The sequence below is a fragment of the Crossiella sp. S99.2 genome, from assembly GCF_023094165.1.
GTDB lineage: Bacteria > Actinomycetota > Actinomycetes > Mycobacteriales > Pseudonocardiaceae > Crossiella.
The window spans coordinates 957,288-971,043 of sequence record NZ_JALMDK010000002.1 but is presented as its reverse complement, the minus strand read 5'-3'; the positions used below and the strand labels follow the sequence as shown (position 1 = coordinate 971,043).

Annotated in this window: 17 protein-coding genes; 15 read left to right on the top strand and 2 right to left on the bottom strand. The window is 67.8% G+C overall.

Annotation, left to right across the window (positions count from 1 at the left end; all coding sequences use genetic code 11):
• Nucleotides 1-89 precede the first annotated feature (89 nt).
• Genes MZC64_RS11160 through MZC64_RS11140 form a run of 5 tightly spaced genes read left to right on the top strand, consistent with a single transcriptional unit; the run spans nucleotide 90 to nucleotide 3,076 of the window.
• Nucleotides 90-1,160, top strand: a complete 1,071-nt coding sequence (locus MZC64_RS11160) for a sensor histidine kinase (RefSeq protein WP_247763361.1) — start codon at nucleotides 90-92, stop codon at nucleotides 1,158-1,160.
• Nucleotides 1,157-1,819 carry a response regulator transcription factor gene (locus MZC64_RS11155; RefSeq protein WP_247763360.1) on the top strand — a complete coding sequence of 221 codons (663 nt, stop codon included), beginning with the start codon at nucleotides 1,157-1,159 and terminating at the stop codon, nucleotides 1,817-1,819. The genes MZC64_RS11160 and MZC64_RS11155 overlap by 4 nt, the downstream gene beginning before the upstream one ends.
• Entirely contained in the window at nucleotides 1,816-2,109 is a 294-nt protein-coding gene (locus MZC64_RS11150; protein WP_247763359.1) for a hypothetical protein, read from the top strand. Before MZC64_RS11155 ends, MZC64_RS11150 begins: the two co-directional genes overlap by 4 nt.
• Complete coding sequence (locus tag MZC64_RS11145; protein WP_247763358.1) at nucleotides 2,106-2,501, top strand: SMI1/KNR4 family protein; 396 nt, start codon at nucleotides 2,106-2,108, stop codon at nucleotides 2,499-2,501. The genes MZC64_RS11150 and MZC64_RS11145 overlap by 4 nt, the downstream gene beginning before the upstream one ends.
• A complete protein-coding gene (locus tag MZC64_RS11140) occupies nucleotides 2,498-3,076 on the top strand; it encodes a hypothetical protein (RefSeq protein WP_247763357.1) in 579 nt (192 codons plus the stop codon). The genes MZC64_RS11145 and MZC64_RS11140 overlap by 4 nt, the downstream gene beginning before the upstream one ends.
• A 1,149-nt stretch (nucleotides 3,077-4,225) precedes the next feature.
• Here MZC64_RS11140 and MZC64_RS11135 read toward each other — a convergent pair.
• A complete protein-coding gene (locus MZC64_RS11135) occupies nucleotides 4,226-4,651 on the bottom strand; it encodes an NUDIX hydrolase (protein WP_247763356.1) in 426 nt (141 codons plus the stop codon).
• A 72-nt stretch (nucleotides 4,652-4,723) separates the two neighbouring features.
• Between MZC64_RS11135 and MZC64_RS11130 the strand changes: the two genes are divergently transcribed.
• From MZC64_RS11130 to MZC64_RS11085, 10 genes are all read left to right on the top strand, one after another.
• Nucleotides 4,724-5,503, top strand: coding sequence for a GntR family transcriptional regulator (locus MZC64_RS11130; protein ID WP_247763355.1), 780 nt, complete (start codon nucleotides 4,724-4,726; stop codon nucleotides 5,501-5,503).
• 142 nt (nucleotides 5,504-5,645) lie between these two features.
• On the top strand, nucleotides 5,646-6,107 hold the full coding sequence (locus MZC64_RS11125; protein WP_247763354.1) for a hypothetical protein: 462 nt from the start codon (nucleotides 5,646-5,648) through the stop codon (nucleotides 6,105-6,107).
• Nucleotides 6,108-6,136: 29 nt separating this feature from the next.
• Nucleotides 6,137-6,340 (top strand): hypothetical protein, encoded by a 204-nt coding sequence (locus MZC64_RS11120; protein WP_247763353.1) that lies wholly within the window; start codon nucleotides 6,137-6,139, stop codon nucleotides 6,338-6,340.
• Nucleotides 6,337-6,657: a hypothetical protein gene (locus tag MZC64_RS11115; protein ID WP_247763352.1), complete on the top strand. Its 321-nt coding sequence runs from the start codon at nucleotides 6,337-6,339 to the stop codon at nucleotides 6,655-6,657. The genes MZC64_RS11120 and MZC64_RS11115 overlap by 4 nt, the downstream gene beginning before the upstream one ends.
• 600 nt (nucleotides 6,658-7,257) lie before the next feature.
• The gene (locus tag MZC64_RS11110) at nucleotides 7,258-7,575 is read left to right on the top strand and encodes a hypothetical protein (protein WP_247763351.1); all 318 of its coding nucleotides are present in this window, start codon (nucleotides 7,258-7,260) and stop codon (nucleotides 7,573-7,575) included.
• Entirely contained in the window at nucleotides 7,575-9,071 is a 1,497-nt protein-coding gene (locus tag MZC64_RS11105) for an FtsK/SpoIIIE domain-containing protein (RefSeq protein ID WP_247763350.1), read from the top strand. Before MZC64_RS11110 ends, MZC64_RS11105 begins: the two co-directional genes overlap by 1 nt.
• On the top strand, nucleotides 9,068-9,322 hold the full coding sequence (locus MZC64_RS11100) for a hypothetical protein (protein ID WP_247763349.1): 255 nt from the start codon (nucleotides 9,068-9,070) through the stop codon (nucleotides 9,320-9,322). The genes MZC64_RS11105 and MZC64_RS11100 overlap by 4 nt, the downstream gene beginning before the upstream one ends.
• Complete coding sequence (locus MZC64_RS11095) at nucleotides 9,322-10,998, top strand: replication initiator (RefSeq protein ID WP_247763348.1); 1,677 nt, start codon at nucleotides 9,322-9,324, stop codon at nucleotides 10,996-10,998. Before MZC64_RS11100 ends, MZC64_RS11095 begins: the two co-directional genes overlap by 1 nt.
• Nucleotides 10,999-11,007: 9 nt before the next feature.
• Nucleotides 11,008-11,199, top strand: a complete 192-nt coding sequence (locus MZC64_RS11090; protein ID WP_247763347.1) for an AlpA family transcriptional regulator — start codon at nucleotides 11,008-11,010, stop codon at nucleotides 11,197-11,199.
• Between the two features lie 35 nt (nucleotides 11,200-11,234).
• Entirely contained in the window at nucleotides 11,235-12,458 is a 1,224-nt protein-coding gene (locus MZC64_RS11085) for a tyrosine-type recombinase/integrase (protein WP_247763346.1), read from the top strand.
• A gap of 44 nt (nucleotides 12,459-12,502) precedes the next feature.
• On the opposite strand, the gene MZC64_RS11080 is transcribed toward MZC64_RS11085, so the two are convergent.
• Nucleotides 12,503-13,660, bottom strand: coding sequence for an acyl-CoA dehydrogenase family protein (locus MZC64_RS11080; RefSeq protein ID WP_247763345.1), 1,158 nt, complete (start codon nucleotides 13,658-13,660; stop codon nucleotides 12,503-12,505).
• Between the last annotated feature and the right edge of the window lie 96 nt (nucleotides 13,661-13,756).

Below are 13,756 nucleotides of genomic sequence, written 5' to 3'. Positions count from 1 at the left end.
AATGGACAGTTCCGGCCGCCAGGTCATACCTGGGTCTGATCAACCCTGGGCTGATCCCAGATCCCCCGCCGCGGATTAGCGTGCTCCCCATGCCCCCACCCACCCCACGCCACCTGGTTCTGCTGGACCTGCTCGCCGGGTTGCTGCTGGCCGCCGCCAACTTCGGCGTGGCCGGGAACCTGTGGCTGGCCCAGTCGGACGAGATGCCGACCATGCTGCTGGCCACCGCGGCCGCGGTGCTCGCCGGCACGGCGGTGGCCCTGCGCAGGCGATGGCCACTGGTGTGCCTGGGGATCGCGGTGGCGGTCGCGCTCACCGGGCTGCTGTGGGATCCGTTCGTGACGGTGGCGCTGGTGCTCTACGCGGGCAGCACGCGGTGGCCACGGCGGGACTCACTGCGGGTGCTGGCCCTGTGCCTGGTCACGGCCGGGCTCGGCTCGTTGTGGCTACCGCTGGGCTGGGTGTTCGGGCCGGTCGCGGCTGGGCTGGCTGTGTTGGCCTGGCTGGCCGGGGACACCGTGCGGCAGCGGCGGTCGCAGGCGGACCGGCTGGCCGCCCAGCAGGCCCGGCAGATCCGGCTGGACGAACGATTACGGATCGCCAGGGAGCTGCACGACGTGGTGGCGCACGGGATGGGGCTGATCGCGGTGAAGGCCGCGGTGGCCAACTTCGTGGCCGAGACCCGGCCGGAGGAGACCAGGGACGCACTGCGGGTGATCGAGGCGACCAGCAAGGAGGCCCTCGCCCAGACCCGGCGACTGCTCGGCGTGCTGCGCGCGGAGGACCCAGGTCCGCCGGACCTGGACGAGCTGTTCGAGCAGGCCAGAGGCACCGGGGTGCGGATCGAGGCCGCGGTGCCGGTGGCGGAGTTGCCCGAGGCGGTGCGGCCGGCCGTGCTGCGGATCGTGCAGGAGGCGGTGACCAATGTGATCCGGCACGCGGCCCCGGCGGACTGCCGGGTCAGCGTCACCGACACTGGGGAGGTGGTGACGATCGAGGTGACCGACACCGGTCCGGGCGGCGAGCCCCGCCCCGGTGGCTACGGCCTGACCGGCATGCGCGAACGCGTGGCCCTGCACGAGGGCGAGTTCAGCGCGGGCCCTGGCCCGGACGGCGGCTTCCGGGTGCACGCCACCCTGCCGCACCGGCGGCGCCCGTGACCGGCATCCGGGTGCTGGTCGCCGACGACCAGGCGTTGCTGCGCGGCAGTTTCCGGGTGCTGCTGGAGACCGCGCCCGGCCTGTCCGTGGTCGGCGAGGCGGCCGACGGCGCGGAGGCGGTCCGGCTGGCGGTCGAACTGCGCCCCGACGTGGTGCTGATGGACGTGCGCATGCCCGTCCTGGACGGCATCGAGGCCACCCGCCGCCTGCACGCCGAAGCCCCGGAGGTCCGCGTCCTGGTCCTCACCATGTTCGACGACGACTCAGCCGTCTTCACCGCCCTGCGCGCCGGCGCCGCCGGCTTCCTGCTCAAGGACACCCCACCCGCGGACCTGCTGCGAGCCATCACCGTCATCGCTGCGGGCGAGTCCCTGCTCGCCCCCACCGTCACCCGCCGCCTGATCGAGGAGTTCACCCGCGGCCCCGCCCCCACCACAAGCCCAGCCCGCCCCCTCACCGGCATCACCGACCGCGAACAACAGGTCCTGACCCTGATCGCCCGCGGCCACGCCAACGACGAGATCGCAATGGAGCTGCACCTGAGCCTGGCCACGGTGAAGACTTACGTCGGCCGCCTACTGGCCAAACTGCACGCCCGCGACCGGGCCCAACTGGTGATCATCGCCTACGAAAACGGACTGGTACGGGCCAACCCATGACCACCCGGCACGCCGAAGGAATCCACTCGCCCCCGGTCACAGCCGAGCCGGACCACACCGCCTTCGCCGCCACCCACCACCCGCACCACCTCGGCCCACCCCAGCCCGCCGCCTACCACGACTTCCCACCCCAGGTCGGCCACGGCAACGCGGACCCACACCGCACCCCCGGCTCCCCGGTCATCGACCTGGGCAGTGACGGCGGCCTGCCCTCGCACCGCGACTTCCGCGCCTGGTACCCGCCCCGGCCGGCCGACCACACCGCCGACCACCGACAGGCCACCCCATGACCACCTGGAACGCCCAGCACATCCACGCCACCTTGGCCGCCGCGGCGGCCAAGGACCCGGCGGGCGACTACGCGTTGCACCCGGTCCTGTCCGAAGCAGCCGTGGCCGATTTCGAGGCCCAGCACGGAATCACCCTGCCCACGGACTACCGCGACTTCCTGCTCCAGGTCGGCAACGGCGGCGCGGGCCCCGACTACGGCGTCTACCCCCTGGCCGACACCGTGCCCAGCTCCACCGACACCTTGGAAATCGCCGAGATCGGCTGCGGCCACTACCACCATCTGGTGCTCACCGGCCCGTCCCGCGGCCGGATCTGGCTCGACCCGAACTCCGGCAAGGGCTCCGCCGCGAACTTCCACGACTGGTACCTGACCTGGCTGGCGGCACTATGACCATCCCCGAGGATCTGCTCCGCCGCTGGCACCAGCAGTGGCACCCCTGCGACCCGATCGGCCACGACCTACGCGGCCCGCACCGCGACCGTTGGGTCCGTTTCCACAGCCTGCCGGAGTCCCAGCGCTACGCCGACACCGAGGCCGAGTACGACATCCTCTTGCACCGCTACAACACCGTGCTCGACGAACTGTTCGCCGGCGAGGACGTCTACCTGCTCACCCCGGACTGGAACGACCGCCCCGACCCCGATCCCCGCCCCGCCGACCACGCCGCCTGGCACCCGGCCGCCGAACACTGGACCTCGGTCTGCACCGACGACGACCCCGACTTCGTCGCCTACACCCACCTCTACCTGAGCCGGGTGCCTTGGCGACCAGGCTGCCTGGACGAACTGCTGCGCGCGGTGGCCGACGACCGCACCGCCGGAGTGCTGATCATGAGCCTGGACCTGACCCGCCTGCACCACCCCTACGACGGCGGCCAGGACATCTTCCTGCCCGGCACCACCGACCGCGACGCACTACGCGACCGGCACGCCGCCTGGCTGTCCCAACACCCAGGCGGCCTGTGACCGCTCAGTCCGCGAACCGCTCAGCCCTTGAGCAGCGCCCGGGACATGACCACCCGCTGGATCTGGTTGGTGCCCTCGTAGATCTGGGTGATCTCTGAACCGAATCCGAGTCACCTGGTATTGAACCCAGAAAAGAGGCTCTGACCAGCCAAAATAGTTCTCGTGAGTTCTCCAGGTTTCTCGCCACTTCTCCACGTCTGACGGCCTGTAGACGGCCTGACAGGCAGCGTGATCATGCTCAACCAAGACCAGCTTGAGCTGTCCGGGCTGGGGGCTGGTGACGCGTCGGGCGGCGGCCTGGCGGTCCTCGGTGTGGGCCTGGTTGATCACGCAGGGCGGGCACAGGGTGGTCGACCGGGTGATCGGGGTGAACCAGCTCTGGCAGTAGCGGCATGCCCGGGGACCGACCGGCTTGGGGCTGGGCCGGTCAGTCCACAGTGGAAGCTGTCCGGGGCCGGGGCGTCGGGTGCGGTTCATGTGCTGCCTCCCTGGTGGGTCGACGGCGGTGAGGGAGAGAGTGGGAACCTCTCGCCTCCCCTTTCCTTCGCCCCGGCGGCAGTTAGCACCGGAATGGAGGTGTCAAGAGTGGGCGCTTGCGTCCATCGCGGAGCGACGCCGTAGGCGCTCTTGATGCCGTAATTCCGGTGTTAAACAATAAAAAGGCGGAGGTGAGGGATCGACGTGAGTTGCCGTCGCAGGGTGATCCAGGGGGTTGAAAGACCTGGCTGGGAAGTGCTCGGGGTGGCCTGGGCGTCTCGGCCTGCATGGTCCTTCGTGTGGATACACGCGAAGGGGTATGCCGGCCGGGGCGTTCGGGACATGCCGGGTGCCAGGTCGGAGCAGGTCATTCCGCGGGAAGGGTTGGCTGTGATGGGGGCGGCGCGCGGCTACTCGGCCCGGCAGGTGGGCGCCGGTTCGACGGGCGCGCCGACAGGTCGGCCGCCGCAGCGGAGCGGTAGGCGGCCGTGCCTGGATGGGTGTGCCCGTCGCGGCCAGCGCGACTACCCGCCGCGCGCCGCTTGGCGGCGCGCCTTGATCCCATAGAGCCAAATTCGGCAACACAGCAGGACAGGCGCTTGTCGTGGTTCGGCTGATGCTTGACACGCTGGCTTCACCTGACGCTTGACGCACCGGATGGTCAGAGTCGTCCTAGCCGAGGATCTGCACTCCGTCGTGGGCCCGGGTCTGCGGTGCGCTCTCAAACGCGTCAGTCACGCGCACGGCGTAGGCGGGGGCCATGGCTTCGCGAACCTGGTCGAGCGTCATCCAGCGGACCTCGGTCGCTTCTTCGGTCGGTACCGGCTCGGCGGTCTCGGGCGTGCAGCGGAAGACCAGGGCGACGATGTCGCGCGTCATGTTCTTGTAGACACCGGTGAGTCGTTCGACCCGGATAGCGATTCCGGTTTCTTCGCGAACTTCGCGACGCACACCCTGTTCGAAAGTTTCGTTGGTTTCGACCACACCACCCGGCGGTTCCCAGTGACCGTTGTCGCGGCGGCGGATGACCAGCACTCGATCGTGCTCATCGACCACGATTCCGGCGACGCTGACGGAATATCGAGGGGTATTGGTCATAACCTCCACTTTCCTTCGGCTGTCGGGTATGGAAGACTGGGCACGTCTAGACGTCTACAGGAGTGTGACCCCGTGTTGGACCTCGATCCCATCAACCGGTCGGACGACCGTCCACCCTACCGTCAGATCGCGAACATCCTGCGAGAACAGATCAAGCTCGGACGGCTGACGGCTGGCGAGAAGCTGCCCTCAGAGAGTGAACTTATCGAACACTTCAGCGTGGCGCGCATGACGGTACGTCAAGCGATCCAGGAACTTCGCAGTGAGGGCCTAGTAGTCGCCGAACACGGCAAGGGTGTGTTCGTACGCTCGGCTCCCCCGGTCCGACGGCTGGCCGCCGACCGATTCGCCCGTAAACATCGGGACCGAGGAAAGTCCGCGTTCCTCGTTGAAGCCGAGTCGGCTGGCTACTCCCCCGGGGTTGACCAGATTCGCGTCACCAATGAAACAGTCTCGGCAGACATCGCGGCACGGCTTGGAATTTCACCAAAGGATCGGGTGATTGTCCGATCTCGGCGATACCTCGCAGACGGACGGCCGGTCGAGATCGCTACGTCCTACATCCCGGAGCACGTGGCGGCGGGTACCTCGATCACCGAGGTGAACCCCGGCCCTGGCGGGATCTACGCGCGACTTGAGGAGGCCGGTCACGAGCTGGCCCACGTCAAGGAAGAGGTCTCGGCGAGGATGCCGACACCCGAGGAGCGCAAGGTGTTGGAGATCGCGACCGGGGTGCCCGTGATGACGCTGGTTCGCACCGCGTACGACCAGAATGAGGTGGCGGTAGAGGTGTGCGACACGGTGAAGATCGCGCACGCCTACGTCCTGGAGTACGACGTCCCGACCAGCTAGCCAAGGTTGCAAAAGCGAAGAAAGTAGACATCTACTTGCACTCGTCTAGACGACTAGTTACCTTTAACTCGTCTAGACGACTAGGCGAACGAGTCTCAATGGAGACCCCGACAGGGGCAGTGATCAAAGAAGAGGTGTGGAGATGGCGATTCCGAAGGGGCACCGGTTCGAGGTGTCGTTTGACCTGGCGTTTCCCAAGGGGCTGGTGCTCGTCGGGGAGCTAGCTCCTGACAACGAGTACCAGGAGAACAAGAACAGGGAGCCCCGGCAGAAGGTTGACCCCGTGTCGGGCCTGCGTCAGTGGGTGGGGACGGTGACCGACCCGGATGAGACCAAGGCCAAGCGGGCCTCGTTCCAGGTCACGTTCCTGGCCGAGGTTCAGCCAGTGCCGACCACGGCGGAGCTGGTGCCCGGGTTGGGCATGCGGCAGATCATCTTGGAGGGCCTGACGGCCGAACCCCGGGTGACCGGAAACGGCGAGTACAAGTACCAGGGGTGGCTGTTCCGGGCGACCGGGTTCAAGGCCAGCGGTGCTGGGGCGAACAAGACTCCGGCGGTCAAGCCCGCGGAAACCAAGGCCGCTGACGCTTCCAAGGCGGCCTAGGCATGGGGATCACTCGTGATGAGGTCGGAGTGGATCTGACGGTGTCGGTCTATGAGGACACCCGGCTTGATGTTGAGCTGCACGGCGGGGAAACCCTCACGCTCGTTTTCGGTGGCCCGGTGCAAAAGATCATCGTCTCGCTGGACTGGGACGACTTCGACCGGCTGTACGACTTGATGGGCCCGTTCGCAGGGATCAGGCACCGTGAACCGGATGCCGGCGGTGCGCGATGACTCTTCAGGTGTGGGTCACGCCGGATGAGAACACGGCGGTCACCTTCGGCACGTTGCCCCAGGGGCAGCCGGTGCTTTCCCTCATCGGGCACGGGTGCGCGGTGCGGGTGGCTGTGCCCGAGGACGTCCACGGCTCCGCCATGGGTGTCCGGGTGGCGCGGGATCTGGTCGAGATCGCCCGGGAATTCCTGAACGCGGCCGAGGCCTACGCCTTCCACTCCGCGCAGGCTTACCGCGCCCAGCTCGAAGCGCACGCGGTGGTGCCGGGCGAGGTGGAAGCCGGGGCCAACAGGCACGCCCGGCGTGACGGGGAATGAGTCGGCACGGGGGCGGGCTCCTGTGGTGGTAGCCGTGGTTCCCGCTCCTCGTGCCTCCCACGAACCTCGACGTGAGGCGGTGGTGATGTCCAGGCTAGGCAACTGGATCCGGCGGGGGAACCCCGTCGACGCCCCCTACGCCCATCTGAGGCCGTTGCGGGTGCGGGTGTCCTGGCGGCGCTGCTCGGGTGTGTGCGGGCAGTGGACGCGGCTGCGGGACGGGCAGAACTACTGCCGGTCGTGCGTGGCCTGGCTGGTCCGGCACGGAAGGAGCGTGACGGAACAGCCGAAGACCAAACGATAAGTCCACAAGAGACAGTCCATAAAGGACAGACACGGGCCTTCGGGTGCCGTGGCGATACCGCATGTCTTGGTGCGGCGTAACAAAAAGAAAGACACAAGAGCGGCTCTCAGGCCTAGGAACCTCGCCGCTCTTGTGCCGTCCACAACCACGGGAAGTGAACAAGAATGACTGTAGGACGTGACAGAACCCCACCGCTAGGCGGGGTCCCCCGAAAAGGTCAGCGCCGGTGCTCCACCTGCGGGAAGTTCGCCCGCATGTTGCCTGGAGATCACCGGTGTGGAGTCTGTGAGGGTTGGTTGCCCCTGGACTTCACCGAGGTGATCAATGCCGCGACCGAGGATGAGTCCCGGCCCCGGCGGGTGCGGTTCTCCCGGGCTCGGGTGTGGTCGAGCCTGCTGGCCCGGCTGCAAACCATCGGCATCTACCCGGTCGCACTGGACGGGGCTGCGGTGCAGCGGATGAAGCTCACCGAAGCCCAAGCGGACGGGTTGACCTGCCTCGGGTGCAACCACCCGTGTGGGATCGGCACGGCTGCTTTCGTGCCTGCCGGACGGGTCGTTGGTGGCTCGCAGGTCTTCCGCTGCATCACCTGCATTGAGCGGGGTGAGCGGTGATGGCCTTCTCCCGTAAGCCTTTGGCCGAACCGGCGGCCCTGGAGATCGCCCGGCCCCGGCTGCCCTGGTGGACCCTGTTGCCGACCTGGGCCAAGCTCACCCTTCTGCCGGTCGCCCTGGTGTGGTCGGCCGGATGGCTGATCATCCGGGCGGCCCGGCTGGCGGTGCGCTACCCGGTGGCGCTGTTCCTGCCGCTACTCGGCTGGACCGGCTACGTCCAGCTCGGCGGACGCAACCTCGCCTTCCTGGCCGCCGTGGCGGGGATTGGGCTCGGCTGGTGGGCGTGGGGTCACCGTGCGTCGTTCGTGCGGTTCTGCTGGTCGCAGGTCCGCACGGAGTGGCGGCGCGGCACGGTGTATGGCTGGCAGTGGCGCTCGGTCATGCGCCTGGCCGACCTGACCAAGACCATGCGGGGTGCGGAGTACCGGCCCAAGCTCGGCCGCGTCCGGGCCGACGGCTGGCGGGACCGGGTCCGGGTGCGCATGGTCAAGGGCCAGGCCCCCGAAGCGTGGGAGCTACGGGCCTCTGGGCTGGCGCATGCTTTCGGGGCGACCGCCTGCCGGGTGCGGGTCCGCAAGCCCGGACGCCTGGAACTGGACCTGGTCCACCGTGACCCGCTCATCCGGCCGATCCCAGTTCCTTCCCTGGCCGCCCGGGATTCCGCGGTTGACCTCAAGCGTCTGGTGATCGGTCGCACGGAGACTTCTCGGCCGTTCACGTTGCGGCTACAGGGAAACCACATCCTCGTGGTGGGTTCGCCCGGCGCGGGCAAGGGCTCGGTCATGTGGTCGCTGATCTGGGCACTGGCCCCGGCGGTGAAGGCTGGGCTGGTCCGCCTGGTGGGCATCGATCCCAAGGGCGGCATGGAACTCGGGCAGGCACCGGAGTTGTTCCATCGCCTCGCCTACACGAATGGTGTGGAAGCGGTGGAGCTGCTGGAAGCCCTGGCCGCCGAACTCAAGGAACGTGCCGAGCGGTACCGGGTTCTGTTGCGGCGCTTCAAGCCCGGCACCGGGGAGCCGTTCACGGTGCTGGTGATCGATGAGTTGGCCGACGTGATCGCCTACCAGAGCGACAAGGCGTTGCGGGAACGGGCGGCGCGGGCGGTGCAGACCATCGCATCCCAGGGCCGCGCCCCCGGCTTCGCCATCGTGGGCCTGGTCCAGGACCCCCGCAAAGAGATCGTGTCCTTCCGGCACTTGTTCGGGACCAAGGTCGCCCTCCGGCTGGATGAGGCGGCCCAGGTGGACATGGTGCTGGGGGAGGGTGTGCGGCAACGCGGTGCGGCGGCTCACGAGATCAGCGAAGCCACCCCGGGTGTGACCTGGGTCAAGGTCGATGATCGGCGGGAACCGTTGCGGGCACGGGCTTTCCACGTCACCGATGCGGATCTGGCCCGGCTGGTCGACTACGTCACCGGCCGCGACGTGGTCCATGCCGAAGTCCTGCCCTTCCCCGGCGGCGGCTATGACGTTGACGGGGAGGTGGCGGCATGACCCGGCGACTCTCCCGCGACCAGCAAGCCCGGATCGCTCGGGCACTGGAGGTGTTGCGGCACAACGTGATCCCACCCCGACCCGAGACGGTGCCCAGGCTGGTCGATGGTGTCCCCGGGATGCCGGGATGGCTGCATGACCTGTGGTGTGGCTGCCGGACGCGGACCCGGGCTGAGGATGACTGCGCCTACGGGCACTGCCCCGGCTGCGGCCTGGCCGTGGCCTTCACCCCGTGCGGGGGTGAATGGTGATGACCGGACACGTGACCCAGGCTGGTGAGCGTATGCCGGCCGAAGGCCTGCATATCACCCGCGCTGACCGCATGCGCCAACCCCTAGCCCTAGATGTGGTGCGCTCGCTGGCTGAGACCAACGGCGTCTGTGTCCGGCCGCTGGCACAACGCAGGTTGGACTACGCCACCGGCCGCGTCGATGTCCTGCCGGTCGCCTGCGGCTCCACCGTGGCCTCCGTGTGTGCCCCGTGCGCGGACAAGGCCCGCAAGCTGCGCATGGCCCAGTGCCGGGAAGGCTGGCACCTCGATGACGAACCCGACTTCACCCCGGCCGAACCCACCTCGGATCAGGCGGCGCTGACAGAGCTGCGCTCCACCCTGTGGGCGGACTACCAGAACGCGCGGGCGCAGGGCGACGAGTCCGGAATGGAGGATCTCCGGGAAGCCGTCACGGCGGTGGATGTGGAGCTGCGGGAAGGTGGGGTGCGGGGCAAGCTCCCGGCCCTGGACGCCCCGGCCGCCAAGCCGGTCAAGCGCTCCACCCGGCGCAAGCAGGACCTGCCAGAGCTGCCCCGGCGCAAGGTCGCCAAGCACACCCTCGGCCGCGAGTACGCCGGACGGTTCCGCCCGTCGATGTTCCTGACCCTGACCCTGGATTCCTATGGGCGGGTCCACGATGACGGCACCCCGGTCAACCCCGACGGCTATGACTACCGGCGGGCCGCCCGCGACGCGGTGCACTTCGCCGCCCTGTTGGACCGGTGGGTGCAGAACCTGCGCCGGGCGGTCGGCTATGAGGTGCAGTACTTCTCCACCGTGGAACCCCAGCGCAGGCTGGCGCCGCACTGGCATGCCGCACTCCGCGGTGCCATCCCGCATGAGCTGGTGCGCCTCGTGACCGCGGGGACCTATCACCAGGTGTGGTGGCCCCGGCATGACGAGCTGGTCTACCCCGGCGAGACGGTGCCTGTGTGGTGTGACCGCGCCAAGGGCTTCGTCGACCCGGTTAGCCGGGAAGCGCTGCCGACCTGGGAACAGGTCCTGCCCGGGGCTGAGGACGACACTCCGGCGCATGTGGTGCGGTTCGGGGCACAGGTGCACTCCAAGGGCATCCTCGGCGGCACCGAGGAGTCCGGGCGGCACATCGGCTACCTGACCAAGTACCTCACCAAGTCGATCAGCGAGTGCCACGAGGAGAAGACCGAACGTCAGCGGCGGCACGCTGACCGGCTGCATGAGGAACTGACGGTCACCCCGTGCTCGCCCCGCTGCGCGGTGTGGCTGTGCTATGGCATCCAACCGGCTGGAGCGCGGATGAGCCTGGTTGCGGGGCGCTGCAAGGGAAAGGCGCACCGCCGGTCCACCCTCGGCCTGCCAGGTCGGCGGGTCCTGGTGTCGCGGAAGTGGTCGGGCAAGTCCCTGGCGGATCACCGGCATGACCGGACCCAGTTTGTTCGGCAACTGCTCACCGACGTCGGCATCACCCCGGAGACCGACCGGGGCAACACGGGCTCGGTGGTGTGGCAGAAGGTCGCACCCGGTGATGCGGATGTGCCTCCTCGCGCGCACCTGCTCATGCACGCGGTCGCGGAACGGCTGAGGTGGAAGGCCCAGTACAAGACCGCCTTGCTGGCGGCCAGCGGGGGCGACCCACCGACACCGCCGGATCTTTCGGCAACCGGTCAAGCGGCGTGAGGGGGAGCTATGGACAACGTCAGGTCAATCGACCGGCTGTGGACCGCTGAGGAAACGGCGGGGTTCCTCGGTGTGCCGCTTAAGACCCTCTATCAGTGGCGGTGGAAGGGCACCGGACCACGCGGGCGGAAAGTCGGGCGGCACCTGCGTTTCGATCCCGCCGTGATCAGGGCATGGGTGGCCGCTGACGACGCGGCCTGAATCTTTCGGCAACACCACACAGGAAGGCACGAACGATGGCGCACGTCGAAGATCGCTGGTGGAAAAGCGTCAAAGATCCCGAGTCCAAAAAGACGACCCGAGTGAAGACCGACCTGCACGGGAAGGGAATGCGGTATCGAGTCCGTTTCCTGGACCCGAATGGTGACGAGCGGTCGCGGAGCTTCCCGGACAGGTGTAAGCGACAGGCGGACGATTTCCTGATTGAGGTGGAGTCGACCAAACGAGAGGGCAAGTACGTCGATCCGCGTGCAGGTCAGATCAAGTTCCGGAAGCAGGCGGAGAGCTGGATCAAGGGTCAGTCGTCGGATGCGGCAACCCGGGTAATCCTGCACAGTCGGTTGGACAGTCAGATCTACCCGGTGTTCGGTGATCTGTCAGTCAGTGCCGTCAAGCCGTCAACCGTGCGGGACTGGCTTGGCCGGTTGGATGACCTGAAGCTGAGCGAGAACTACAAGGCGGTGTTGTTCACCGTGTTGTCCTCGGTGCTGGATTCGGCGGTTGAAGACAAGCTGATCACGGTCAACCCGTGCAAGACCAAGAGCATCAAGAAGCCCATCGGTGTGAGTCCGGAGATCGTGGTCTGGCCGACAGAACGGCTGTCCAAGGTCCGGGGCGGGCTGGCTCCGCGTTTTAAGATCATCTGCCCGCTTGGAGGCGGCTGCGGGCTGCGCCAAGGCGAAATTCTCGGTGTGTCGCCAGATGATGTGGACCGGGCAGCACAACTACTGCACGTTCGGCGTCAGATCCGAACCGTGCGCGGAACTCTCGTGTTCGCGCCACCCAAGGGCGGCAAGATCCGGCGCGTTCCACTGTCGTCTTCGGTGCTGGGCGATATCGACCGGCATGAGCAGGACTTCCCCGCGGTCGAAATCACGTTGCCGTGGCGAGAACCCGGCGGTGAACCGGTCACAGTGCGACTGCTGGTGGCTGGCGAAGGCGGACGCCTCTACTCGGGCGACCTGTTCCACAAGGTGGTGTGGCTTGGCGGATTCCGGGAGGCCGGACTGGAGTACCGGAAGCGGGCCGACGGCATGCACGCGCTGCGGCACTTCTTCGCCTCGCTGCTGCTGTCCCAGGGCGTGTCGATCAAGGAACTGGCTGAGTACCTGGGGCACTCCGATCCCGGCTTCACGCTGCGGACGTACACGCACCTGATGCCATCCAGCTTCGAGCGCGCCCGGCTGGCCGTGGACGGCGTGTTCGGCCTGTGGGCGACTGACGGCCTGGAGGCGGCCTGATCATGGAAATCAAGCCGTCCCCAGGCCGGGTCAAGATCGTTGATCTAGCCCTTGAGCAGCGCCCGGGACATCACGACCCGCTGGATCTGGTTGGTGCCCTCGTAGATCTGGGTGATCTTGGCGTCGCGCATCATCCGCTCCACCGGGAAGTCCCTGGTGTACCCCGCGCCGCCGAAGAGCTGCACCGCGTCGGTGGTGACCTCCATGGCGACGTCGCTGGCGAAGCACTTGGCGGCTGCGGAGATGAAGCCGAGATTGGGTTCGCCGCGTTCGGCGCGGGCGGCGGCGACGTAGACCATGTGGCGGGCGGCTTCGACCTTCATGGCCATGTCGGCGAGCATGAACTGGACGCCCTGGAAGTCGCTGATGGACTTGCCGAACTGCTTGCGCTCCTTGACATAACCCAGCGCCGCGTCCAGCGCGCCCTGGGCGATGCCGACGGCCTGGGCGCCGATGGTCGGGCGGGTGTGGTCCAGGGTGCGCAGGGCGGTTTTGAAGCCGGTGCCGGGGTCGCCGATGATGCGGTCGGCGGGGATGGTGCAGTCGGTGAAGTAGATCTCGTTGGTGGGTGAGCCCTTGATGCCGAGCTTGCGCTCCTTCGGGCCGACCTCGAAGCCGGGGTCGTCCTTGTGCACCACGAACGCGGAGATGCCGTTGGCGCCCTTGCCCGGTTCGGTGACCGCCATGACGGTGAACCAGGTGGACTTGGCCGCGTTGGTGATCCAGCACTTGGTGCCGTTGATGACCCAGTTGTCGCCGTCCAGGCGGGCGCGGGTGCGCATGCCTGCCGCGTCCGAACCGGCCTCGCGCTCGCTCAGCGCGTAGCTGGCGCTGGCCTCGCCACTGGCGATGCTGGGCATGACCTGCTTCTTCAGGTCCTCCGACGCGGACAGCAGGATCGGCATGGTGCCGAGCTTGTTCACCGCGGGGATCAGCGAGGAGGAGGCGCAGGCGCGGGCGACCTCTTCGATGACGATGCAGGTGGCGACCGAGTCGGCGCCCTGGCCGTCGTAGGCCTCGGGCACGTGCACGGCGGCGAAACCGGCCTTCACCAGGGCTTCGTGCGCCTCGATCGGGTAGCGCTCGTCCTCGTCGACCGCGGCCGCGTAGGGCGCGATCTCCTTGTCCGCCAAGGCCCGCACCGCTTCGCGGAGCGCGTCATGCTCCTCGGCCAGCTGGTAGGTGCCGAAGCTCGAGTCCACGGTATGTTACCTCCGAGTAGCAGCGTCGCTGTCGAGCATGTTAACCCCCGTTCACCCCGCGCGCCCTGTGCCCTCGCCCACCCTGAATGCAAGAGA

What these genes read in the sequence shown, in the direction of transcription:
- MZC64_RS11140 (WP_247763357.1), top strand. Translation starts at nt 2,498, where the DNA reads ATGACCATCCCCGAGGATCTGCTCCGCCGCTGGCACCAGCAGTGGCAC.
- MZC64_RS11145 (WP_247763358.1), top strand. Translation starts at nt 2,106, where the DNA reads ATGACCACCTGGAACGCCCAGCACATCCACGCCACCTTGGCCGCCGCG.
- MZC64_RS11095 (WP_247763348.1), top strand. Translation starts at nt 9,322, where the DNA reads ATGACCGGACACGTGACCCAGGCTGGTGAGCGTATGCCGGCCGAAGGC.
- MZC64_RS11105 (WP_247763350.1), top strand. Translation starts at nt 7,575, where the DNA reads ATGGCCTTCTCCCGTAAGCCTTTGGCCGAACCGGCGGCCCTGGAGATC.
- MZC64_RS11085 (WP_247763346.1), top strand. Translation starts at nt 11,235, where the DNA reads ATGGCGCACGTCGAAGATCGCTGGTGGAAAAGCGTCAAAGATCCCGAG.
- MZC64_RS11160 (WP_247763361.1), top strand. Translation starts at nt 90, where the DNA reads ATGCCCCCACCCACCCCACGCCACCTGGTTCTGCTGGACCTGCTCGCC.
- MZC64_RS11090 (WP_247763347.1), top strand. Translation starts at nt 11,008, where the DNA reads ATGGACAACGTCAGGTCAATCGACCGGCTGTGGACCGCTGAGGAAACG.
- MZC64_RS11100 (WP_247763349.1), top strand. Translation starts at nt 9,068, where the DNA reads ATGACCCGGCGACTCTCCCGCGACCAGCAAGCCCGGATCGCTCGGGCA.
- MZC64_RS11150 (WP_247763359.1), top strand. Translation starts at nt 1,816, where the DNA reads ATGACCACCCGGCACGCCGAAGGAATCCACTCGCCCCCGGTCACAGCC.
- MZC64_RS11125 (WP_247763354.1), top strand. Translation starts at nt 5,646, where the DNA reads ATGGCGATTCCGAAGGGGCACCGGTTCGAGGTGTCGTTTGACCTGGCG.
- MZC64_RS11135 (WP_247763356.1), bottom strand. Translation starts at nt 4,651, where the DNA reads ATGACCAATACCCCTCGATATTCCGTCAGCGTCGCCGGAATCGTGGTC.
- MZC64_RS11115 (WP_247763352.1), top strand. Translation starts at nt 6,337, where the DNA reads ATGACTCTTCAGGTGTGGGTCACGCCGGATGAGAACACGGCGGTCACC.